At 57.1% G+C, this 21,789-nt stretch carries 19 protein-coding genes and 1 tRNA gene; 3 read left to right on the plus strand and 17 right to left on the minus strand.

Annotated features, from left to right (window positions below; genetic code table 11):
- Positions 1–163 precede the first annotated feature (163 nt).
- Positions 164–1,108, plus strand: a complete 945-nt coding sequence (locus tag QN062_RS04325; RefSeq protein WP_369342364.1) for an AEC family transporter — start codon at positions 164–166, stop codon at positions 1,106–1,108.
- A 139-nt stretch (positions 1,109–1,247) separates the two neighbouring features.
- Here QN062_RS04325 and QN062_RS04330 read toward each other — a convergent pair whose 3' ends face one another.
- From QN062_RS04330 to QN062_RS04360, 7 genes are all read right to left on the minus strand, one after another.
- Positions 1,248–2,579, minus strand: a complete 1,332-nt coding sequence (locus tag QN062_RS04330) for a Maf family nucleotide pyrophosphatase (protein ID WP_369342365.1) — start codon at positions 2,577–2,579, stop codon at positions 1,248–1,250.
- A 177-nt stretch (positions 2,580–2,756) separates the two neighbouring features.
- The gene (thrB, locus tag QN062_RS04335) at positions 2,757–3,836 is read right to left on the minus strand and encodes a homoserine kinase (RefSeq protein ID WP_369342366.1); all 1,080 of its coding nucleotides are present in this window, start codon (positions 3,834–3,836) and stop codon (positions 2,757–2,759) included.
- 95 nt (positions 3,837–3,931) lie between these two features.
- A complete protein-coding gene (locus QN062_RS04340) occupies positions 3,932–5,227 on the minus strand; it encodes a homoserine dehydrogenase (RefSeq protein ID WP_394854739.1) in 1,296 nt (431 codons plus the stop codon).
- Between the two features lie 98 nt (positions 5,228–5,325).
- A complete protein-coding gene (locus QN062_RS04345) occupies positions 5,326–6,864 on the minus strand; it encodes a diaminopimelate decarboxylase (RefSeq protein ID WP_369342368.1) in 1,539 nt (512 codons plus the stop codon).
- Between the two features lie 3 nt (positions 6,865–6,867).
- Entirely contained in the window at positions 6,868–8,646 is a 1,779-nt protein-coding gene (gene argS / locus QN062_RS04350) for an arginine--tRNA ligase (RefSeq protein ID WP_369342369.1), read from the minus strand.
- 56 nt (positions 8,647–8,702) lie between these two features.
- Positions 8,703–9,092, minus strand: coding sequence for a Rid family detoxifying hydrolase (locus QN062_RS04355; RefSeq protein ID WP_369342370.1), 390 nt, complete (start codon positions 9,090–9,092; stop codon positions 8,703–8,705).
- 87 nt (positions 9,093–9,179) lie between these two features.
- A tRNA-Arg gene (locus QN062_RS04360) sits at positions 9,180–9,252 on the minus strand.
- A 167-nt stretch (positions 9,253–9,419) separates the two neighbouring features.
- Here QN062_RS04360 and QN062_RS04365 point away from each other — a divergent pair.
- A complete protein-coding gene (locus QN062_RS04365; protein WP_369342371.1) occupies positions 9,420–10,040 on the plus strand; it encodes a hypothetical protein in 621 nt (206 codons plus the stop codon).
- A 192-nt stretch (positions 10,041–10,232) separates the two neighbouring features.
- On the opposite strand, the gene QN062_RS04370 is transcribed toward QN062_RS04365, so the two are convergent.
- The 3 genes from QN062_RS04370 to QN062_RS04380 form a co-directional block, all read right to left on the minus strand.
- On the minus strand, positions 10,233–11,204 hold the full coding sequence (locus QN062_RS04370) for a co-chaperone YbbN (RefSeq protein ID WP_369342372.1): 972 nt from the start codon (positions 11,202–11,204) through the stop codon (positions 10,233–10,235).
- Positions 11,205–11,361: 157 nt separating this feature from the next.
- Complete coding sequence (locus tag QN062_RS04375; RefSeq protein ID WP_369342542.1) at positions 11,362–12,366, minus strand: hypothetical protein; 1,005 nt, start codon at positions 12,364–12,366, stop codon at positions 11,362–11,364.
- A 7-nt stretch (positions 12,367–12,373) separates the two neighbouring features.
- Positions 12,374–13,786 (minus strand): hypothetical protein, encoded by a 1,413-nt coding sequence (locus QN062_RS04380; RefSeq protein ID WP_369342373.1) that lies wholly within the window; start codon positions 13,784–13,786, stop codon positions 12,374–12,376.
- Positions 13,787–13,885: 99 nt separating this feature from the next.
- Between QN062_RS04380 and QN062_RS04385 the strand changes: the two genes are divergently transcribed.
- The gene (locus QN062_RS04385; RefSeq protein ID WP_369342374.1) at positions 13,886–14,878 is read left to right on the plus strand and encodes an FKBP-type peptidyl-prolyl cis-trans isomerase; all 993 of its coding nucleotides are present in this window, start codon (positions 13,886–13,888) and stop codon (positions 14,876–14,878) included.
- Between the two features lie 127 nt (positions 14,879–15,005).
- Here the strand turns inward: QN062_RS04385 and QN062_RS04390 are convergent, their stop codons facing one another.
- From QN062_RS04390 to QN062_RS04420, 7 genes are all read right to left on the minus strand, one after another.
- Entirely contained in the window at positions 15,006–15,242 is a 237-nt protein-coding gene (locus QN062_RS04390) for a glutaredoxin domain-containing protein (RefSeq protein WP_369342375.1), read from the minus strand.
- Positions 15,243–15,488: 246 nt separating this feature from the next.
- On the minus strand, positions 15,489–16,328 hold the full coding sequence (nucS, locus tag QN062_RS04395) for an endonuclease NucS (protein ID WP_369342376.1): 840 nt from the start codon (positions 16,326–16,328) through the stop codon (positions 15,489–15,491).
- A gap of 164 nt (positions 16,329–16,492) precedes the next feature.
- Positions 16,493–17,869: an FAD-dependent oxidoreductase gene (locus QN062_RS04400; protein WP_369342377.1), complete on the minus strand. Its 1,377-nt coding sequence runs from the start codon at positions 17,867–17,869 to the stop codon at positions 16,493–16,495.
- 119 nt (positions 17,870–17,988) lie between these two features.
- Complete coding sequence (locus QN062_RS04405; RefSeq protein ID WP_369342378.1) at positions 17,989–18,531, minus strand: Fur family transcriptional regulator; 543 nt, start codon at positions 18,529–18,531, stop codon at positions 17,989–17,991.
- 485 nt (positions 18,532–19,016) lie between these two features.
- Positions 19,017–19,328 (minus strand): F0F1 ATP synthase subunit epsilon, encoded by a 312-nt coding sequence (locus QN062_RS04410; protein WP_369342379.1) that lies wholly within the window; start codon positions 19,326–19,328, stop codon positions 19,017–19,019.
- 2 nt (positions 19,329–19,330) lie between these two features.
- A complete protein-coding gene (gene atpD, locus QN062_RS04415) occupies positions 19,331–20,818 on the minus strand; it encodes a F0F1 ATP synthase subunit beta (RefSeq protein WP_394854683.1) in 1,488 nt (495 codons plus the stop codon).
- 8 nt (positions 20,819–20,826) lie between these two features.
- Positions 20,827–21,786, minus strand: coding sequence for a F0F1 ATP synthase subunit gamma (locus tag QN062_RS04420; RefSeq protein ID WP_369342380.1), 960 nt, complete (start codon positions 21,784–21,786; stop codon positions 20,827–20,829).
- Positions 21,787–21,789: the final 3 nt, after the last annotated feature.

The raw sequence follows: 21,789 nt of genomic DNA on the forward strand, positions 1-21,789 counted from the left end.
CTGATGGAGTGTTCATGTACACATACTAACGCGTCGCCAGGGTGGCGTATCTCTGCAACCTGGTCACCTGCGAGAAGACTTCCGCCATTCTTTGAGACGAGGCAGAACTGATGCGGCGTTTGCAGCTATAGTTGGTCATGTTCGCAATCCGGGAGATTCATCAATGCTAGGTCTGTTAAGCGCAATGCAGGGCTTTTGCATAATCGGAATCGTTATATTCGTGGGCTATGTCGCTTCTCGCTACCGCATTGGCGGACCGACGGCGCAGATGGTGCTCAACCGATACAGCTTCTTCGTCACCAGCCCCTGCCTGATGTTCGCGGTGATGGCAAAGCAGCCGCTCAAGGACATCTTCCACCCGAGCATCATCATCGCATTCTTCTCGGCACTCGTCGTGGGCGGACTGTTCATTGTCCTCAACCGTATGTTCTTCCACATGAATGCGGCCGATACGACCATCGGCGCGTTGAACTCACTCTATCTGAACTCAAACAACATCGGGCTTCCGGTGGCCACCTACATTCTTGGGAATCCTGCCCTGGTCGCACCAATCCTGGTGATGCAGCAAGCCTTGTTCACGCCGATAGGTCTGACCGCACTCGACGTCACCACCAAGGGCAAGTTCTCGATGAGAGGGGTTCTTCGGCAGCCTTTGCATCAGCCGCTGCTGATAGGTTCGCTCAGCGGCATACTGATTTCTGCGATCAACGCATACAGCGGCCATTTCATCATCCCTGACTTTCTCTTCAAGCCAATCGACATGATCGGCGACTCGGCGGTGCCGATGATCCTGATGGCATTCGGCATGTCGCTGCGAGGCAGTCAGCCAATGAGGAAGGGCACCAACAGAAGGGCGACCGTCACGGTCGTTCTTCTCAAGAACGTAGTCATGCCCATCATCGCCTTCGTCATCGCGTATTTCTGCATGGGCTTCAGAGGTATGGAGCTCTATGGCTGCGTCGTGCTCGCCGCATTGCCGACAGGACAGAATGTCTATAACTATGCCGCCAGATACAACGTCGGGCTGACCTTCGCCCGCGACGGCATTCTCGTCAGCACGATTACCTCACCGCTCATCATCGCGGTCATCGCCGCCGTGCTGAGCTGAGCTGAGCTGATGCCATCGTCGTTCTCGCATGCAGCAATCGGACCTTATCCTGGCCAGTTGGCGCATGGATCGCCTGGAATCCGATCCGATCTGATCTCTGAATGCGCAGGCGGACGAAACTGCCGCCACCCCCCTACGATTAGAGCTGATCGTTGAGCTTTCTGCGAGAGATCTCCTGCAGACGCTTGACGAATTCATCCCAGTCCTGCTGCAGCGGCGAAATCAGCGTGCGATTCTTCACCTCTGACAGCGGAACCCATTCCACCTCAAGGCTCTCGTCATCATTAGCCTTCGGAACGACCGTATGTCCGGGCTTTTCAAAGGCGAACACCGTCGTGTAGCCCCATGGTCCGTGATCTTCAAGATATGAGCCCTCGACCTCGATGTCATCGGGATGGATGTTCGCCTCTTCGAAGCTTTCCCGCAGTGCTCCCTCCAAGGGGCTCTCACCGTCCGAGGTCGCTCCACCCGGCGCTCCCCAAGTGCCGCCTTCGGCGCTCCACAGAGCGCGATGCTGAAGGAGAACATCGGTCACCTCGCCGGTATCGGCGTCACGACGCGCAAGAAGCACGCCCGAGGCGCCATTGAGACCCCAGTGCCTGTGGCCACACAGACATTCGATCCAGCCGTCTCCAGGCTGGTGCACGTTGTCCTTGGGAGCGACGGGGTTGTCAGGATTCGACGGGCTCTTTTCGTCACGTGTAAGGTTCCACAGCTGCGTCCACCGGATTCCAAGGCTCTCGACCATATCTCGCAAGGTCGGCACGCTCAGACCGATGATGCCGCTCGGATCGCCTTGGATCCCAGAGATGAATGCGCTGCCGAAGCCTTCAAGCGTGAACGAACCGGCAACCTCAAGCGGCTCTCCTGTGGCGACGTAGCTCTCGATGTCGTCCGCGCTCAATTCTGAAAATGTGACCTGAGCCGAGCTGACGGCATGGAGTTCCCTTCCGCTGGCAAGGTCTATGAGGCAATGACCGGTCCAGAGCGTTCCCGTGGCACCGCTCATCAGCCGCAGGCGTTCCTTCGCCCGTTCCTCGGTGTGCGGCTTGCCATATGTCACACCGTCAAGAGTGAACATCGAGTCGCATCCGACGATCAGAGGTCCCTCCTGCATCGTTCCCATCGCCCGCTGCGACTTGATGGCCTCCTGCATGGATTCGACTGCACTTATGGTTCCATGACCATCCTTGAGTGGGGTGCTGATCTGACGATATCCACGCGCATTCCTCGCCGCTTCCCTCACTTCCTTGAACGATGACGCGACGGTCTGCGCCTTTGCCCGCGACAGTGCGGCGACGCGCTCCTGCGCTGGAATCTGATCCGGATTGACGTTCTGCCTCTTTGCCATGTCGAGTATCACAGCACGCTCATCAACGTGCGATTCTCGAATCATGGGGCATATGCCTGCGCTATAGAGCAAGTCACGCCTTGGACGCGAATGTGATGCCAAAATCAGCGGTAATGCCATTGTTCTCCTCTTACGCGCATACGTTACTCGGCCTGGCCGCGGCACACAGCCGCCCCATCGTCCATCCATGTCATTCAATGCATGGTGACAGTCGCATCGCGGCATGCAATACGACGCATCCGTAACTTCTGCTTCCCTTAACTTCCGTACTCCGCAAACTTCCCGTTTCCCATTACCCTAGTCTCTGGTAACGCGCACGCCCTGCGAATCAATCGGCAGATTGAGCAAGACCCAGTGCCCAGATTCCAATTGTTCCCCAGCGAGCTGCTTCAACTCCTGACCTATTTCGCCATAATGCAGCACGATCACGCAAGGACCTGCACCAGAAATCATAGCCGCTAAGCCGTGAGCTCGTAGCGAATGCATCAAACCCGAGGACTGAGGCATCAGATCTGCCCTGTATGACTGATGCAAACGATCCTGGGTCGCGTAGAACAGCAGCTCATTCGAATTGTCTCCTCCAGCCGATTCCATTGCGGCTGGCAGCAGGCCGGCGCGTGAGATGTTGAAGACGGCATCCGCATATGGGATGCTGTCGGGCAGACTCTTTCTTGCCTTGCTGGTGGAAAGCGAAAAGTCCGGGACGAAGACATATGCAGATATCTCCGGGGACACGAGATAGTTGACCGTGTGGAATCCCTCGACAATCCTGGACATGCCTGCGCCCGATCCAGATGCACGCAAATCCGCGACGGCGGGGTCGATACGCCTCCCATCCGAAGCCGCGGCATCGGATATGCGCCCATCCTGACGATACTGCCATGAGACAGTCAATCCTCCATAGACCGCAGGTGCAACGTTATCCGGATGTCCCTCAATCCGAGCCGCACGCGCAAACACGAACTCACGGTCAAGGCTGCTGGCACGATCCTGGGCGAATGCCTTCGCTGCGGCTGTCGCCGTGACGATTGCCTCCGCGCTCGATCCCATGCCGCGAGCCTGCGGAATCCTATTATTGGCAACCATCTTCAAAGACCTGCGTGGAAGTCCCAACTCCTCGGATATGTCAAGGAATGTCCGAACGATAAGATTGCGTTCGTCCCGCGGCAGGCTTCGATCGCCCTCGCCGCTAATCTCAACCTCGATGCTGCTGTCTCCGACATCGCCAAGCGTGAAGGTCACATGATCGCGTCTGTCCAGGGCCAGGCCGAAGGAGTCGAAGCCAGAGCCAAGATTGGCGCTTGTCGCTGGAACGGACACATGAATCGTGTCTGTATCGCCATCAACCGTCGTCGGCATATTTGATTCGCTCATCATCAGGTCTCCAGTCTGCGGATCGCCGCCGTGCGGCGGCACCCGCGCGAAACGTCGCAGGGCTTCGAAATAAAGTGTCGAAAGTGAATTTGCCGGTTTCAATCCAAGACGCGGATTATCGATGCATCTCCTGTCACTGCATCAAGGCGGGATACCGCATCGACGGCCTGCCTCAAGGTGATCTCGTCGCACAGATGGGTCACTATCCGCAGCTGCTGGACCTCTCCGCTATAGCCTGGATCATGCTGAGTCGGCTTGATGTCTTGGTTCACGCCGTTGATCGAAATCTCACGGTCCGAGAACTCCTTGGCAATCGCAGTGAGCACACCCGGCCTGTCATGAATCAGAAAGCGTACGGCGAAAGCCGCCTTCGAAGCGTCAAGAGGTGCCTTGGGAAGGTTGGCATAGATCGGGATCACGGGTCCAAGCGATTTCTGTGCGATATGACGCGCCTCGGTGACCACGTCGCCGACCACAGCCGAGGCCGTCGGCGCTCCACCGGCACCGCGTCCATAGAACATCAGGTCGTCCGCCGCCTCAGCCTTGACGAACACGGCATTGAAACTGCCATGAACGGTTGCCAACGGGTGCTGTTCGTCCAGCAACGCCGGATACACACGAGCCGAAATGCCGGCATCGGTCTGTTGGACGACCGCCAGAAGCTTGATTATCTTATGTTCGGCAGTTGCAGCGGCAATGTCACCGGCCGTGACATGCGTGATGCCCTCGACTGGCACATCGTCTATCCGCACGTCGGTGTGGAATGCCAGCAGGGCGATGATCGCGGCCTTCGCCGCAGCGTCCTGCCCCTCTATGTCGGCGGTCGGGTCAGCCTCGGCAAACCCCTTGGCCTGGGCATCCTTCAGAGCCTCGTCGAAATCGATGCCCTTGGTCGTCATCTCGTCAAGAATGTAATTCGTCGTGCCGTTGACGATGCCCATGACGCTCAAGACCTTGTCTCCCACCAGAGATTCACGCAGCGGGCGAACGATCGGAATGGCCCCTCCGACGGCTGCCTCGAAATAGATGTCAACGCCATGCCTGGCAGCGGCCTCATAGAGCTCAGGACCATGCTTGGCAAGCAACGCCTTGTTGGCAGTGACGACGCTTGCTCCCGATTCAATCGCCTTCAGCAGGAATGAGCGTGCAGGCTCTATTCCGCCTATCAGTTCGATGACGATGTCCGCGCGGGTGACGAGTTCGGCGGCATCTGTCGTCAGCAGCGACTTGTCTATCCATGGGTCAGTGACCGCACCCGGATCGAGCACTGCGATGCCGACCAACTCCATCGGCCTTCCGATGCGGCTTGCCAATTCCTTGCTCTGCTCGACCAGGAGCCTTGCCGTCTGAGAGCCAACGGTTCCCGCTCCTAGCAGCGCGACACGGATTGGCATGTTGTTGTTTTCTGACACTGGTATGTCCTCCCACAAGAGAAAAGCATGATGGATCTGGTTTCATCCTACGAAATCAGCCTGACTAGAGCATGAAAGCGTCAATCCTGATCCAGCGCGAGAAGATCCTCGATGGTCATCGCCTTGATAAGCACATGTGCCTTTCCTTCGCTGATGCCAATGACCGCAGGCGTGGGAAGCTGATTGTAGTTGCTTGCCATGGTACGGCAATAGGCTCCCGTGACGGGCACGGCCAAAATGTCGCCACGCTGAACGTCTTCCGGCAGCTGGGCATCATGCACGACCACATCACCCGATTCGCAATGCTTGCCAACCACACGGACGAGCATCGTGCTGTCGCTTCCGCACCGGTTCGCCAAGCGAACCGCGTAATCGGCACCATAGAGCGCGGGTCGTATGTTGTCGCTCATGCCGCCATCGACCGACACATAGGTCCTGACCGTACCGTCCGAAAGCCGAACAGGCTTGACGGTGCCCACCCGATAGAGCGTGACGCCTGAAGGTCCCGCGATCCAACGCCCCGGTTCGAAGGAAAGCACGGGGGCCGGCAATCCAAGGCGCTGCGTCGTGGCCGAGATGGCATCGGACAGCACTGCCATCGTGGACTCAATGTCCATCGAAGTATCGGAATCGGTATACGCGATCGAGAATCCACCACCCAGATCGACCTCAGGCAGCATGAACCCATCGGTCGCCCAGAAGGTGCGTCTCAGCAGCATCAGACGCTTCGCAGACTCGGCGTATGCCGCCGCATCATGTATCTGTGAACCGATATGGGCATGAATGCCGACGAGTTCCAGATCCTCGCTCCGACTGTGAATGTCCTTCAGCACTCCAAGCGCAGGTCCATCGGCAATCGCATCCATGGCCCTTGCAAGTTCGTCGTCGCTGTTCTCCCTTGCCTCTTGCGGCGTATGCGCATAGAGCGACGAAAGCCGCCGCGATGCGGTGCTCCCATCAGCAGAACGGCTGCCTGTCGACCGAGATGGCCCGCCTGCCCCAGCGGAGAAGTCAATCTCCAACATCGTCGGATCGCTGCCGCCTTTCAGCAGCGGAACGCCAAATTTCTGATCCTCATGCGCCGTTGAGATATATTCATGCCCGCCGGCATGTATGCCGACGGTGACTCGCAGCATCACTCGAGCCACCTTGCCGAGACGGTGGGCAATGGCGGCGATCCGTGCAGGCTCGTCCGGTTCGTCGACAACGATCTTCGCGAAACCCTGCTCGATCGCGAGCGCTATCTCATCGTCCGACTTGTTGTTGCCATGAAGCACCATTCGACGGCCAGGAGCGCCGGCAGCTAGGGCTATCCGCATCTCACCCATGCTGCAGGTATCTATGAACAGTCCCTGCCTCAGCAGCAGACGTACGACTTCCTTGCTGATGAAAGCCTTCGTGGAATAGCTGACATGCGTCGTCACGTTGGGGAAGGCGGTGACGGCAACATCGCGGAACCACTGCGCCCTGCCGACCATGGTGTCCAAGTCCATCAGATACACCGGAGTCCCGAAGCGCTCGACGAGCTCGGCGACCCCGATTCCGCCAAAGCGCATCTGCCCCTTGCACACGTTGGTGCCTGATGGCCAAATTGGTGTGATGCCTGGTGCTGCATTCATGGTTCACATCTTTTCCGGCGCCTCGACGCCCAATAATTCCAATCCATTTTCAAGAACTCGCTGCACCGCATCGTTGAGTTTGAGACGCGCTGCGGCGCGGGCCGGTTCAGGATTCTTCGCAGTGGCCAATTCCTGGCGCCGCTGAGAATCAAGTCGTTCCTCGGAGTCCGTCAGGGGCATGGGAACCACACGCTCGCTGTTATACCAACGATGGTACGCTCCTGCCAGCTGCTCGAGATAGTGAGCCACACGATGCGGGGCACGCTGTTCACCAGCGGTGAGCACCACGGAGGGGTACAAGGCAAGAACCGCCAGGACATCCTCGTCGGCCGATGTATCGAGCAGACCCAGATCCGCCTGCGACGCATCGACGCCTGCGGCCTGGGCGTTGCGATCCACGTTCCATGAGCGAGCATGGGCGTATTGCACGTAGTACACAGGATTGTCGTTCGAATGCGATGCGAGAAGGTTCAGGTCAATGTCGACGCTCTGATTGTAATCGGTACGCGCGAGCGAATATCGGGATGCGTCGACGCCTATGGCTCCGACCAGGTCATCTATCGTCACTACGTTTCCGGCACGCTTGCTCATACGCACCGCCTTGCCATCCTTGATGACATTCACCATCTGACCGATGAGTATCTGCATGTTCTTCCCTGGCTCGTCGCCGAAGGCGGCGCATACGGCCATCATGCGGCCGATATAGCCATGATGGTCCGCGCCGAGCATATAGATCGCAACATCGCAAGGGTGTTCAGGTCGTCTGCGCTTATCGAGGTAATACGCGATATCGCCGGCAATATAGGCAGCGTTGCCGTCCGACTTGATGATCACGCGATCCTTGTCGTCACCATATCTGGTCGACGCGAACCATGTGGCGCCATCCTTCTCATAGATGTCGCCCTGGTCGCGAAGCTCATCGATCGCCTTGCGCACTGCACCGGACTGATAGAGGCTGTTTTCGTGGAACCACACGTCGAAATGAACCCTGAAGTTCTTCATCGAATCTTGAATCTCCGCGAACATCATGGGCACGGCACGGCTACGGAATTCCTCGCGCTGCTCGCTGTCTCCCTCATTGCCCTCGTCGTCCCTGACTCGCGGCAAGGCGAGCGCGTCGACGCCATCTGACTTCGCCTCTGCTATGACCCGTTCGGCAATCTCATTGATGTAGGTGCCCTTGTAGCCATCGGATGGCGTCGGCTCGCCATGCGCAGCCGCCACAAGCGACTTGGCGAAGCGATCTATCTGCTCGCCGTGGTCATTGAAGTAGTATTCGCTGACGACCTTCGCTCCGTTTGCAGCGAGTATCCTCGCCATCGAGTCTCCGATCGCCGCCCATCGAGTGCCTCCGATGTGGATCGGGCCGGTCGGGTTGGCCGAGACGAACTCGAGATTAAGCGTCTGCCCAGCGAATTCCTTGCTGGTGCCGAAACCATCCTTCTCTTCAAGCACCGTCTCTATGACCTGAGCGGCCGAGGATGCTTCGAGCACTATATTGATGAATCCCGGTCCAGCAACCTCGACGGACGCGATCCCATCCGAAGCCATAAGCGATTCAGCCAGCGGCTGAGCGAAATCACGAGGCTTCAAACCGGCTTTCCTCGCAAGCTGAAGAGCGATGTTCGTCGCCCAATCGCCATGGGCACGGTCCTTTGGCCGCATGACGGATATCTTGCTCGCAGCTGGAATGTCCGACTCTGTCAGACTTCCAGTCTTGCGTGCAGCGAACAGTTGTTCAATAAGGGAGGCGATCAATGCGCCAAGTGCTTCAGGACTCATTTAACCCAGTCTAGCCAAGACTGAGACACACTGACTTCCCAGCGAACGCCACTCGGTCACTCTGCGGCGATGGCATCGATTTCGACGAGGGCGCCCTTGGGAATGAAGTTGTTTCCGAAGGCGACCCGTGCAGGCTTCACGGATCCGATGAAGGCGGCGGCGTATTGCTCGTCGACCTCCTTGAAATCCTCGACGTTCTTGAGATAGATCGTTGCCTTGACGATTCCCTCAATGCCCGTTCCAGCCGTGTCAAGTATGTTCTTGATGTTCTTCAAGGCCTGCAGTGCCTGCTCGCCTGCCGAATCGCCGACAAGCTCGCCGGTTGTGGGATCGATGCCAAGCTGGCCCGAGACGAACACGAAGCCATTGGCCTTCACGGCCTGGCTGTATGCTCCCAGGGCAGCTGGAGCATATGCTGTTGAAACCTCTTTGATGTTGTCTGGCATGTCGTCTCCTCAATAGTCGGGTGAATGTCGCGAAACTGTCTGCATGCCCCAGATTTGGAAACGATCGTGATGGGGCACAGATAGACGTGGGCTCGAAGGGATTCGAACCCTCGACCTTCTGTTCCGGAGACAGACGCTCTATCCACTGAGCTACGAACCCGTGTGCGACGACGCGCAACCCACCATACTATTACACCTGCCCAACGGTGTCATCCCGAATTTCGCGCATGCGAGGCGTCTCCCCATTCTTTCGCGTCCGAAAGCGAAAATCACCTTTCCGTGTGGCTTTTTCGGCAATCCCCATACAATTGTCATATGCGCGAAGATATGAATGATTTCGAATATGAGCGGAGATTCTTCTGCCGGGAGTTCCCCGACTACCTCAACGATGGGGACGCCCCTATCCTGATCATTCAAAGCTATTACGTGCATGCGGATAATTTTGCGCTCAGGGTTCGGCTCCAGGCTCACGGTCTGCATGTCGAGATGAATGAGGCCACCGATCCGCTGGCAGTGATGGCAAGATACCGGGATGCCTTCACTGAGGCCTTCGTGACAGTCAAGGGCCCAGCGGTCGGTGGAACGCGATACGAGGCAGAGCGCGACATCGATGCCGGAATCGCGGCCGAGCTCGTTGCGAGAGGTGGAATTCCCATCATCAAGAATCGATACAGTGCATGGATCGCCGAGGATGGCTGGGATGTCGACATCTTTGGAGCGAAGAACCACCCATTGGTCGTTGCGGAGGCCGAGCGCAGCGGACCTGTGACGAATCTCGTCATTCCACGCTTCTGCATTTCCGAAATCACGGATGATGCGAGATTCTCCAATGATGGTCTCGCCGGACATCCATATACACAGTGGAAAGACGAATTTGAAATGGAATTGGCCACAGAGGGACCGAAATTCATGCAGAATTTCGGGAAGAACACTTCTTTTGAACACTGAACCAGGCATGAACATCGTGCCACCTGCGGAAATCGGCGTAGATCCCTGGCATCCAGCCATTCATTCGCTTGTCTGACGCACCATGCCAGGCATTCGGTTGCCTGGCGGCCAAGGGACCGTCAGGCAACCGAATAAGGTCTTTGAAGCTCTCAGACGCAGGCAGGAATGTCGACGCGCCACTTGCAGATCATGTCAGTAGATCAATGTGGCAAGACGGCGACGTGCATGGGCCAATCTGGGATCCGAGGGATCGGGAATCGCGAAGTATTCAAGCAATCGCTCACGTATCTCCTGCGAATCGGCACGATGCGCCTGCAGAAAGTCCAGAAGTCGCTCGAAGGCATCCTGTATCTGGCCGCCTATCATGTCAATGTCGGCGACCGCAAGCTGAGCAGCCAGATCATCCGGGGTGTCGGCGGCAGTCCTGCGGACATCGTTGACGTCGGCATTGCCGGAGCGTGCAAGGAGCAGCGACTTGGCGCGTTCTCGTTGTGCGACTTTGTCGGAGGGATCTGACTGCAGGACCTTCCCGTATTCTTCCGCAGCGCCCGAGTAATCTCCCTGCTGTGCCAGGGCATATGCGTGCTCATGCTCGGGTGGAATGGCATGCTCCTCGGAATCGGATCCTTCACTATTCTGATTGGCGGCGTCCTCGTCGTCTCCTTGATATGGTGCCGTCCCCGTGATTCCCGACTGCTGAGCGAGCTGAATCACCTGAGGAATCAATTCCTCGGTGACCTGGCCAAGCTCTTCATCCGAAGGCATTCCCTGCATGATGGGCATCGGTCTTCCACCGACCAGCGCAAAGAGGGCAGGCGCCTCCTGAACGCGGAACGCCTGTGCGATCTGAGTCTGCGTCGAGATATCGACCCTGGCGAGCTGCACCTTGCCCCCCTGCCCATTCACGGCATCGGAAAGCGTCTTGACCATCGGGAACAGGCGGCTGTCCGAGGGGACCCAGAGCAGCATGAGAATCGGGAAGGTTCCCGATGTCTGCATAACCGCCTGAAAACTCGAAGTCGTCACATCGATGACATATCCACCCGCAGAGGGCGCACCTCCCTGCTCTCCTGGCTTGGCCTTGACCTGGTGGGCCAAAGCCTCCAGATCGACCGCCCCCGCCAACGAAACTCCAGGTTGGAACTGCTTGTTGCTATCGGCCATATCTACTTCCCTTCACACACTCTTGTGACAATAACGCTTGATGTCCACGACCCACTGCCAACAGTCGAATCACCTTGCCATGCTCATACCCCATGCTCATACCCCCGTCCCCAAGCCCCATGCCACTGAGCCTGCTGCGAAGCCTGCGACATGGGAACTACAGCGCCTCTACCTTGATTGCCTGCCGCTCCGCGCCAACGGCGCTTATCTTCGCATCCGCCCCTGCAGGTGGCACATACATCGCAATGACGTTGACATACGTCACCCTGATGGTGCTCGTCGCCGTCGTCTTGCCGAAAAGCGCCTTCTCATCGTCCGAGGCGGGCAACGATTCACGACCCTGGCCGGCGGTTCGAGTCCAGATGGAATCAATCTGTGCAACCACCAGGTCGCCGCCATCCGACGATCTCATGATCTTGATCGCGCCAGGGACCGCGCTGAAAGTCTGCTTCTGTGTGCCGTTGTTGGCTTCAATGCCTTCCTGCACGGTCTGCTGAAGCTTGCTGAGGTCCTGCTGGAAGTAATCCGATGTGAAGTCGCTGGCATATTTGCTTGAGGTACCATTCTGCAGGACATCGGCATAGCGGCTGACCGCATTCGATGGTGTGAGCACCAGGCCGGTATCGTCTGCGTCTCCCATCTGGGAGCCGATTGTCGGCACCGCGAACTTTGGCAACTGCGCACCTTGGAATAGACGGGCGACGCCCCAGAGCTTGTAGTTCGAACCAGCCGAGTCCTGTGACATTACCAGCAGACGCTTGGATTGCTGGTCGGCGGTCGTGGTGGTGATCGTAAAGATGGAGCGTGGCCATCCCGAATCGGTCGGAATCACGGTCTGGGTGATTTGCTTCGGAATCGTCGTCTTGTTGTCCAAATCACCCGAAGCCTTGGCGATGTTGAGCTCACTGGTCCGAATCTGGAGCTGGGGACCACCGACATATTCGCTGATTCCCTTCGGATTCTTTGCCTCGTTCGCCTTCTCCAGAGCATCGAGGATTCGCAGCCTGATGCGCTTTTCCTGATCCTGTGTCAAATCTGGCGATGCGGATGCGGATGTTGACGGCGCGCTCACCACAGGAACCTGACCCTCGCAGGCAGCCAAGGAAATGCAGAGTCCAGCTGCCAGAATGCAGGCACCTATCTTCCCTATATGCTTTCTCATGCGAATCTCACTCACCTCCATGCTCTGCCGCATCGCGGCCGTCGTCGTGACTGTCTTCTTCATCCCTGTTTTCTGTATCCTTGTCGTCGGCATTGGCCGTTTCATCGTCACCATTGCCTTGTGCACCGTGGCCAACATCCTTCACGGCCGGATCGTGGTCGGACTTCGCCCCATCCTTCAGTGCTGCAATCTCGCCTGTGGTCTCCGCGGTGAAACGCGCAAAGTACGATTGCAGTTCCTCAGGGCTGATCACTGCGGTTTCCTCTGAGCTTGAGGAAGATTGGCCAGAACCCTTCAGCAGCGAAGAAAGCCTGTCATGGTTCTTGGAAGCGACCGATGGAACTGGCGCCTCATTCCTCTGTGCATGTCCCTGTGCCTGAGTCTCCGTCTGCTGTGCGGCGACCATGTTCTTGGAGCCGACATCGATGACTCGCGGCGTCGCTGGAAGCTGCGAGTCGTCACTTGGCCGCACGGCATGCGCACGGCCCTTATGATTCAATGAACGTTTCTGAACACGTTTCCTCGTGCGTTTCGAAGAGCTGCCATGGGCATGGCGCTTGTGGCTCTCAGGGGTCTTCCTGAACGTCGAACGGATTTCACCGGCCAGAGGGCGCATTGCGCCAGCGACCGCTTCCATGACGCTCATTTCCGTCTCTTCGATCTTCTTGAGCTCAGACTCATTCTGCTGCTTGCGCCGTCTGCTCGGATCAATGGCAAAGACGCTCGCTGCCAGGATCGCAGCGGCAATCAGCAGTCCTGCGACGAAATAGAACGGCATCGCATAGTCAGGAAGATTCTGACGCGTCCAGTCCATCGAGATGGTGGCTCGGTTTGTCTGCTGACCGGCAGTCTCACCGCTTGATGACGAGGAAGCATCCGACGAGGCCGTGTCTGCGTTGATGAGCAGAACCTGTCCTGCCGTTCCCTCCGATGTCGTGATCTCGGCCTCACCATCGCCGCAGACGACCCTTGACCAGAGATCCGAATCACTGAAGCTGACCGCATCGCTTGTCGAGTCGGCGCTGGAAGCGACGTTGCGATGGCTCAGAGCGGTCCAGCTGGAAAGGCCGGTGAGGCGCGTATACGACTCATCGCCGAGCCATCCGGTGACATCCTGTGGTGAACCGAGTGCAAGACATACGCGTGCATCGTCGTTCCTTGCGACGACCTTGACCTTGACCTTCGAATCGACGACCTGCAGGACACCGGGGTCAGTGACCACATATTGCGAATTCGTCGAGGCCTTGGCAACAACCCGCCGTGTGGGCTGCCATATCGTTGCGTTCAGAACCCCCAGAATAATGAATGCAACTGCGATTATTCCAAGGGCAGGCGTGACCACGCCACGCATGACCTTGCTATGGCGGGATGGTTGCTCACCTGCCGAGTTTCGGCGCTTTGTCTGTTCATCTACATTCATAACACCGCCATTCTACAGTCTCCCCCTATCAATGCTTGCAGTCGGCGGCATAATCGGTGGCACGAGGGAAAATCAGTGTCGAGCATTAGAGTGACTCATATGCATCAACATATCAAGATCACTCCTCTGCTGAGACTGTTCGCGACGGTCTGCTCGCTCACACTCGCCGTTTCGCTCGCCGCGTGCGGCAGCAGCTCCAGCTCCTCCCCCGAATCCTCCTCCAGCTCAAGCGCCTCACCGACCACCACCAGCACGGCCACGGGCAGCACGTCCACGGCAAAGTTGACGGGAGTGACCGCAAAGGGCACTCTTGGCAAGAAGCCGACCATCTCCTTCAAGACTCCCCTGAAGGCAACCGACGGAGCCTCTGCGATCCTTCAAGAGGGAAATGGAGCCACCATCAAGAAGGGAGATCGCGTCTGCTATCAAGGCATCGCGTTGAGCGCCGAAACGGGAAAGCAGGTTCAATCGACTTGGGAAGCCAACACGCCGCAATGCGACGTCGTCGTGAATTCAGCCTCGCTTGGCTCAACACGGTACGACCTGTTCGCGGGGCAGAAAATCAATACGACGATTGCAATCGCCTCGACTGACACTTCGCAGACGACATCTTCATCCGGCTCATACATCATGGCCCTCACCTTCGTTTCAAGGTCCAAGGCAATCACACGTGCCGAAGGCACAAAGGTAACGGACATTCCTTCGAATCTTCCCAAGGTCACTCTCGCTTCCAATGGCAAGCCGTCCATCGATCTGAATGGATATAAGCCCGGCAAGTCATTGGTCGTGCAAACCCTCATCAAGGGCAACGGCGCCAAGGTCAAGAGCACGAACACCATCAGCGCGAATTACACGGGCTGGCTCGCAAGCAATGCCAAGCAATTCGATTCCTCATGGGATAACGGCACGGCAAGCGACTTCAGCCTGAGCGAAGTCGTCACAGGCTGGAAGAAAGGTCTCGCCGGACAGACCGTCGGATCTCAGGTCCTGCTGATAGTTCCCCCCGACGAAGGCTACGGGTCGACGGCTCAGGGCAGCATTCCGGCGAATTCAACGCTTATCTTCGTCGTGGACATTCTCGCAGCGTACTGATCGACTGCGAATCAATATTGGGGCAACGTGCAATGGACGCTGCCCCATACGAATGCGACTCACATATGGGAATGCCGCACGGAAAACAATTCCGTGCGGCATTCCCATATGAAAGAGGAAGAACGGTTCAGGCGTTGATCAATTCGGAAACCTTGCTCAGCAAGTCTGGGCGATAGCCACTCCAGGTATCGTCACCAGCAACGACTATAGGCGCCTGCTGGAATCCCTGAGATACGAATCGTGAGAGATCGTCAGGGCTCTGGGTAAGGTCAACAACGGAATAGTCAGCACCCATTCTGTCCAGCTGCCTCTTCGTGGCGTTGCATTGTGGGCAATGTGGCTTGGCATAGACGGTGATTGACATGTTCTCCCCCAAAAAACTTGATCCGGAACTTCGCTTTCGTCCCCATGCACGTCCTTGAAGCCAAGAACATCCTGGACGAAACTTCATCCGTGTAATTTCATCAGTGATATTGAAGACTACACGCATGTCATTAGAAAGAAAAGCACTACCCATAGTGGCGTGTCGCGATGGCAATCACTAGATGTAGTGTTTTCAACGATTGGCGCAGACCCGGAATTCCCCCGGAATATCGCCAGAACTGGCTGTTCAGAACAATGTCAGGGCATCGCTTTCGGTCTGCTTCATCGATTCATAGTCAAGAATCAGACAGTTGAATCCCCTGTCCTCCGCCAGAACCTTTGCTTGGGGCGTAATGGTCTGCGCAGCAAAGATGCCTCGCACAGGAGCAAGCAGAGGATCTCGATTGAGCAGCGTGCAATACCTGGTAAGCTGCTCAACTCCATCGATGCCACCATGCCGCTTGATCTCGATCGCCACATGTCTGCCATTGCCATCTATGGCCATGATGTCAACTGGACCGATCGCAGTCGGATACTCTCTGCGAACCAGCCGGGCACCCTCACCGATCCTCTCGATCTGCTCGGATAGATAGCGTTGCAGGTGATCCTCCACGCCATCCTTGACGAGGCCGGGATCGACTCCCAATTCATACGCCTGGTCGCTGTACACATGCCACAGATCAATGGTGAGGACATCATCCGACTTATCGGCGCAGACCCGAATGGTTCTCTCCGGGGCATCTGCCTGCCCATCTCCCTCTGCGTCCGCGCAGATATTCCGGCAGTCACTCTCTTGGTCGCCGTCACTAGTGCTGCGAGGGTCGGCATCCGTTTCGCCAGGCATGCAAGCTGGTGCAGTCGAGGCGTTGACCAGGGAATCGGCAGTCTTCTCGCGCACTGTCTCGTGGACCGTCTCGTGCATTGTGCACGGGGCCGTCATCCAATTCACTGGCTTGTATGAACCGAGTTCTGAGAAAATGAGGCAGCTCGAATCCGCCTTGATGAGCAGCACCCGCCTTGCACGTGCGAGGGACGCATGCAAGCGCCCGGCATAGCGAGCGGAACAGTCAGCTACGATAATGCGCATAGTGAATCAGCCTAGCCGATGGGCGGAACACCCCGTCAAACAAAGAAATGCGCCCATGCCGCATTACGACATGGGCGCCAACCAATCACTCAGGAGAAGCGTTGCAAACGACCGTCAGACCAGGCGATCCGAAGATGCGTGGCCTGCTGTGCCGATACGTCGTGTCACTTCGCAGCCTTCATCGCTGCGACGGCCTTCTGAGCCGCGACATTGATGACGTTCCATGGACGATCGAATCCTGGCTGGAAGAAGAAGTCAGCATATGCGAGGTCTTCGACCGTCGCATGAAGCTGCACAGCGAGCGAAATCGCATTGATGTTCGCGGTGGCGTTCTCGGTGCTCATTATCTGAGCTCCCAGCACACGGCCATCCGAAGGATCATAGCTGAGCTTGAAGCGTACGGGGGCATTGCCTGCCTCACTGGGAACGAACGGAGGACGGTATGTGTCCTCGACGAACACGGAGTCCATCGTGACGCCGTACTTCTCTGCAGTTCCCTCCTTCATGCCCGTGGATGCGAACTTGTAGTCGAAGACGGAAAGCGCCGACGATCCGGAGACCGGAGTGACGGCAATGCTCTCTCCGAGCGCATTGCGCGCAGCTACTCGTCCCTGACGGCGAGCATTCGTCGCAAGGGCGATGCGTGCCTCGCCACCGGTCGGTGCGAACTTGATCTGCGTCGCGTCGCCTACGGCATAGATATCCTCCGCGCTGGTGGCCTGATGCTCATCGATCTTGATGAGACCATGCGCATCGATGTCAACGACATCCTTGAGCCATGCGGTGTTTGCCTTGATTCCAGCGGTCTCGATGACCAGATCGGCATCGAAGCTGCCTTTGTCGGTGTGCACCTTCGTGACCTTGCCATCCTTGCCTTCGAAGCTCTGCACCGTGTAGCCCATCGCGGGTGTTATGCCATGCTTGCTCACCACATCCTCGAGAGTCTCGGTAAATTCGGAATCAAGATAGAGTTGGAGCATGCGCGGCAGGATGTCGATCAGGGTAACCTTCTTGCCGGCCTTTGCGAAGACCTCCGCAGCCTCGACGCCAATGTAGCCGGCCCCGATCACGACGATGTTCCTGAGGTCCGGATCGACCGTCGCAGCCTTGAGCCGAATCGCCCAGTTACGACCACGCATGGCATAGATGTTGTCAAGGTCTCTGCCTTCGACAGGAAGCGCCGCAGGAACTGCACCGGGGCTAAGAATGAGCTTGTCATATGACTCATCGCGTTCCTCGCCAGACTTCAGATCCTTGACATGAACGCTGTGAGCCGCGGAATCGACCGAAGTCACTTCCTGCTCGGTGAAGACATGTGCCCCCTTCGCGGTCTCACCTTCCGGAGTCGCATATCTTACGGAATTCACATCCTTCACGACACCCTCCAGATACAGCTGCATGCCGCAGGAAAGGAAGGACAGGAAGTCACCCTTCTCATACCACTGGATATTGGTGTCAGGGGCATCCATCAACAGCTGCTGAACCGCCTCATACCCACCATGCGAGGAACCTACGACTATTACCTTCTTAGCTGCACTCATATGCAACCCAACCTTTCCGACCCTATTCGGGCTCAATCTTGTTCGTTTTTCGTGTGGACAAGTCTTCTAGTCGCGCAACCGCAACGCCTGATTCGCAACTATCGGCATCGAGCGAGGATTCACGTTGCGATGTCGCTCAGCTCCTCTTGCAACAGATATGGCAAATCGTCCTTTCGGATTTCTCCGCTGCCGATTCTGGCCTTGCAGGACTTGCACAGACCCCTGAAAACAACCTGCGCCTCGAAGATCTCCATGTCGTGCGTATCCGATGGCGTCAGGCATGGAGCATGGCCAACGACGCAGTCGACGTCTTCGACACGGCCGCACACAACGCACTGCACATGGTGGTGGTTATCGGCAACCCTGGTCTCCCAACGCACGCTCGAAGAATCCGGAAGGCTCACGCGTCGGACCAGACCATATTGCTCCAACTGCTGCAGAATCACATAGGCGCCCTGTGTCGTGAGGTTTTCTCGGTCCCCGGCATTGACTGAGGCGATGATCTCTCCGGCAGAACTATGCGGGTGTGACTCTAGGATCGAGAGCACCGCGAGACGTTGCGAGGTTACTCGGATATGGGCTGCACGAAGATGCGAACGCCAATCCGTTGAAGGTTTCGCCACCGTTGAAACCTGTGGAGCATGGTCTGATGTGACCTTCATGACCGTTTGCACGCCCGGCAGAGAGCGTTTCCGCGCCAGTGACCCGTGCCCTGAGTTGTTCTCGCCTATGTTGCTCACATAATCAGACTATATCATTGTTTTGGATAATTCAAATCTAAGAATACTTCGTCTCTTCAGACGCTCAAGGTGCTGAAAAACTCATGTTGAGGCGGTTCCCTCCGCATATGACACCGAGATTCCGAGTTTTGCGGCAATCTCGAAGTATCAGGAGACAAAATCGGCTATATCGCGCACGCATATCAACGAAAAAATGCGTATGTATTTCGGAATTGCCGCAAAACTCGGAATCTCAATTCAGAATCAATGATATTGGGCGCACACAGTCAAGCATCCAGCCAAACAGGCAAGAGTGGGATGCAGAAAAACATGCTGTTGCCACACGACAGCAAAAACAAGTGGGGTGGGTCACGAACGAAAGTTCGTGACCCACCCCACTGTCAAGGCGAATCGCTGCTCACCAGCGCTCAGCCGGCAAGAACATCCGAATCCTCGGAACCTTCGGCAACGACCGATCCACGATCGACCGCAACGGTCAGTCTGTTGGAGTCGAAAGCTATGAAGCCATTGTCGACCTTGAAGGATTGACGGGCGCCCTCCGGATCGACGACCGTGACCGTGCCGCTTTTAATGACGGTAAGCACAGGCTCGTGATTCGGAAGGATGCCCATGCCGCCCTCGGAGGCCGGTATGGTGACGGATCGTGCCTTCCCCGACCACACCGGACGATCGGCTGCAACGATGTTGACTGCCATCGTCGATTTTTCAACGCCTGCCATGATCAGTCGTTGCCCTTCTCCATGTCGTGCCACTTCTTCTCCAGGTCATCGATGCCACCTACACCGGTGAATGCCTGGACTGGCACGTCATCGTAGATGCCATCGCAGATTCTGGTGAATGCCTCGATGGTTTCGTCGGCTGGCACGTATGAACCCGGGCGACCGGTGAACTTTTCGGCGACATAGAAGTTCTGGCCGAGGTACTGCTCGATGCGACGTGCACGATTGACCGTGGTCTTGTCTTCCTCGGAGAGTTCGTCGATGCCGATCAGGGCGATGATGTCCTGCAGCTCCTTGTTCCTCTGCAGGATGGCCTTCACGCGGTTGGCGCAGTCATAGTGTGACTGGCCGACGTAGCGAGGATCCAAGATACGCGAACTGGAACCGAGCGGGTCGACAGCGGGATAGATGCCCTTGGAAGCGATGTCACGAGAAAGCTCGGTGGTCGCATCCAAGTGGGCGAATGTCGTTGCCGGGGCCGGGTCAGTGTAATCATCCGCAGGCACGTATATGGCCTGAAGCGAGGTGATCGAATGACCACGGGTAGAGGTGATGCGCTCCTGAAGCGCGCCCATCTCGTCAGCCAGATTTGGCTGATATCCCACGGCAGAAGGCATGCGGCCAAGCAGCGTGGAAACTTCCATGCCAGCCTGGGTGAACCGGAAGATGTTGTCGATGAAGAGCAGCACATCCTGGTTCTGAACGTCACGGAAGTATTCTGCCATCGTCAGTGCGGTGAGCGGAACACGGAGACGGGTCCCCGGTGGTTCGTCCATCTGTCCGAAGACGAGCGCGGTCTTCTCGAGCACGCCAGCCTCGGCCATCTCGCCGATCAGATCGTTACCCTCACGGGTACGCTCACCGACTCCGGCGAACACCGAAACACCGCCGTGGTTCTGAGCCACGCGCTGAATCATTTCCTGGATCAGCACGGTCTTGCCGACACCGGCACCACCGAACAGACCGATCTTGCCGCCCTGCACATATGGGGTCAGCAGATCGATGACCTTGATGCCCGTCTCGAACATCTCGGTCTTTGGCTCGAGCTGGTCGAATGGCGGCGGATCGCGGTGTATCGGCCAACGCTCCTTGATGCTTATCGTCTCGTCATCGGTCTTGTTCAGGATATGACCGGCAACGTCGAACACGTGCCCCTTGGTCACGTCTCCGACAGGGACCTCGATGGGGCCGCCGGTGTCCGTGACCTTCGAGCCACGCACGATGCCATCAGTCGGCTTGAGGGCCACCGCACGAACGATCGAATCCCCGAGATGCTGTTCGACTTCCAGCGTGATCTCGTGAACGCTTTCGCCCTCTGTTTCTCCCGTCGAGGCAATCTCTACGGTTAAGGCGTTGTATATATCCGGCAGATGTCCCACCGGAAATTCGATGTCGATAACCGAGCCTTGGACGCGAGTCACGCGACCCTTCGACAAGTAATCCATGTCGTCGGGAGCCGTTTTGGTCTGAGTATTTTGCTCCGTAACCATTGGCGTTCCTACTCTTCCTCTGTGTTCAGCGCATCAGCGCTGCCAATTATTTCAGTAAGTTCCTGCGTAATAGAAGCCTGCCTGGACTGATTGAGCTGCCTGGTCAGGTCGTCGATGAGATTGCGCGCATTGTCGGTCGCCGTATGCATGGCATTCTGACGGCTGGCAGTCTCCGAAGCCGCAGACGTAAGCAAGCATTCATGGATTCTGGACTGAATGTATTTTGGAAGAATCGCATCCAGCACCTCGTCCACGCTTGGCTCAAATGAATACAGAGGCGACGCACCCTTCCCGTCTTCCCTGCCTTCAGCCTTCTGCGCATCACCATGCTCGTCGGAAAGCACGCTCTCGTCGTCGGGACTGTCCGAAGCCGCAATGAGCTCTACCGGAAGCATCCTCAGGACACGCACCTTCTGCACGACCATGTTGACGAATTCGGTGAACACGACATACAGCTCACTGACGCCGCCCTCATCGGCCGGTGCCATGTAGGCCTTCATCAATTCATCCGAAATCCTCTCAGCGATCTCCACACCTGGCTGATCGCTGTCACCTTCCCAGGTATTGGCAATCTCGCGATTGCGATACTTGTAATAGGTGACGCCGCGACGGCCATAGACGAACAGCTCTGGCTTCTTGCCCTGACCGTCGAGATTCGACAGCAGCGCCTCAGTCTCACGAATGATTGATGACGTGAATGCACCAGCCATGCCACGATCCGAAGTCAGAGCGAGAACGGCGACCCTAGGGTTGTCCTCCCGCTTCTGAACTATCGGATGCTTGATGTGCGTGTGCGCAGCAAGTGCCTGAACGGCATCGAAAATCGCATCAGTGTATGGCTTCGCGTCCAAGGCTACCTTGCGTGCCTTGGCAATGTGCGAAGACGCAATCATCTCCTGGGCGTTGAAAATCTTCTCCAACGAACCAGTCGAAGCAATCCTTGACTTGAATGCGAGTTGCGATCCCATAGA

Source organism: Bifidobacterium sp. WK012_4_13, assembly GCF_041080835.1.
Classification (GTDB): Bacteria; Actinomycetota; Actinomycetes; order Actinomycetales; family Bifidobacteriaceae; genus Bombiscardovia; species Bombiscardovia fermentum.

Bases quoted from the DNA above. Each gene is read 5' to 3' on its own strand.
- QN062_RS04385 (WP_369342374.1), top strand. From the start codon at position 13,886: ATGCATCAACATATCAAGATCACTCCTCTGCTGAGACTGTTCGCGACG.
- QN062_RS04340 (WP_394854739.1), bottom strand. From the start codon at position 5,227: ATGCCAATCCGTGTCGCGCTGCTAGGAGCGGGAACCGTTGGCTCTCAG.
- thrB (WP_369342366.1), bottom strand. From the start codon at position 3,836: ATGATGAGCGAATCAAATATGCCGACGACGGTTGATGGCGATACAGAC.
- QN062_RS04345 (WP_369342368.1), bottom strand. From the start codon at position 6,864: ATGAATGCAGCACCAGGCATCACACCAATTTGGCCATCAGGCACCAAC.
- QN062_RS04390 (WP_369342375.1), bottom strand. From the start codon at position 15,242: ATGTCAATCACCGTCTATGCCAAGCCACATTGCCCACAATGCAACGCC.
- QN062_RS04370 (WP_369342372.1), bottom strand. From the start codon at position 11,204: ATGGCCGATAGCAACAAGCAGTTCCAACCTGGAGTTTCGTTGGCGGGG.
- QN062_RS04375 (WP_369342542.1), bottom strand. From the start codon at position 12,366: ATGAGAAAGCATATAGGGAAGATAGGTGCCTGCATTCTGGCAGCTGGA.
- atpD (WP_394854683.1), bottom strand. From the start codon at position 20,818: ATGGTTACGGAGCAAAATACTCAGACCAAAACGGCTCCCGACGACATG.
- QN062_RS04405 (WP_369342378.1), bottom strand. From the start codon at position 18,531: ATGAAGGTCACATCAGACCATGCTCCACAGGTTTCAACGGTGGCGAAA.
- QN062_RS04420 (WP_369342380.1), bottom strand. From the start codon at position 21,786: ATGGGATCGCAACTCGCATTCAAGTCAAGGATTGCTTCGACTGGTTCG.
- QN062_RS04365 (WP_369342371.1), top strand. From the start codon at position 9,420: ATGAATGATTTCGAATATGAGCGGAGATTCTTCTGCCGGGAGTTCCCC.
- QN062_RS04325 (WP_369342364.1), top strand. From the start codon at position 164: ATGCTAGGTCTGTTAAGCGCAATGCAGGGCTTTTGCATAATCGGAATC.
- QN062_RS04330 (WP_369342365.1), bottom strand. From the start codon at position 2,579: ATGGCATTACCGCTGATTTTGGCATCACATTCGCGTCCAAGGCGTGAC.
- argS (WP_369342369.1), bottom strand. From the start codon at position 8,646: ATGAGTCCTGAAGCACTTGGCGCATTGATCGCCTCCCTTATTGAACAA.
- QN062_RS04380 (WP_369342373.1), bottom strand. From the start codon at position 13,786: ATGAATGTAGATGAACAGACAAAGCGCCGAAACTCGGCAGGTGAGCAA.
- nucS (WP_369342376.1), bottom strand. From the start codon at position 16,328: ATGCGCATTATCGTAGCTGACTGTTCCGCTCGCTATGCCGGGCGCTTG.
- QN062_RS04400 (WP_369342377.1), bottom strand. From the start codon at position 17,869: ATGAGTGCAGCTAAGAAGGTAATAGTCGTAGGTTCCTCGCATGGTGGG.
- QN062_RS04355 (WP_369342370.1), bottom strand. From the start codon at position 9,092: ATGCCAGACAACATCAAAGAGGTTTCAACAGCATATGCTCCAGCTGCC.
- QN062_RS04410 (WP_369342379.1), bottom strand. From the start codon at position 19,328: ATGGCAGGCGTTGAAAAATCGACGATGGCAGTCAACATCGTTGCAGCC.